A 683-nucleotide genomic window follows, 5' to 3' on the forward strand; every position below is an offset into this window, starting at 1 on the left:
GGGCAAATGTGTTCTTCATCTCTAAAGTTCCAATCAAAAGTTGCAAAACCAGTAGCTTCCGCAGCCAGCCGAAGGCGGTTTTCACTCTCCTGTGCTGCTTGCTTGGCATTTACCTCACCGGTGATATCTACAATTGTATTTAAAATATACATTTCGTTACCATCACCACAAAAAAAAGGCACATTACTACATGACCAGTATCTAACGTTGTAATTGCCGGTCTCAGGATCCCTGGTATCATACCTATAACTTGGGATATCTATTTTTTGACCCGTTTCTGCTACTTTGGTAAATATTTTACGGGCGCCGGTTTCATCTTTGGGATCGTTGTCATCATCAGGAAAAACGCGGAAAAAGCTTTTGCCTATAATTAACTCCCTGGTAGCATTGGTTATAGTAAGATAAGTATCACTTGCAGCCATTATGGTAAAATGAGGCGCATTGGCCTTAATTAATAAAGAACCCGGCGATTTTTCGAAAATAATCTTGAAAATTTCTTCCGGTAAAGTATGTAGAACCTCAGCAGACATTTTTTTGGATAGATTTTAGGTATTGCGAGATAAAGTTAGAATTTAAACTCAAAAAGTGTATTATTTGTAATAATATTTTTTCACTGCAAAAGAATAATATGCTGTATGCTGCACCTTTAGCTTTTTATTTGTGTTATCATTATAGGGTTCGTC

1 protein-coding gene is annotated in these 683 nt (G+C 37.0%); it reads right to left on the bottom strand.

What is annotated here, in order from left to right:
* Nucleotides 1-530, bottom strand: a 530-nt coding sequence (locus tag AC1DPZ_RS28530) for a PAS domain-containing protein (RefSeq protein WP_477409894.1), incomplete at its 3' end; no start/stop codon positions are given.
* Nucleotides 531-683 lie beyond the last annotated feature (153 nt).

The sequence above is a fragment of the Mucilaginibacter sp. P4_G9 genome (assembly GCF_056400985.1).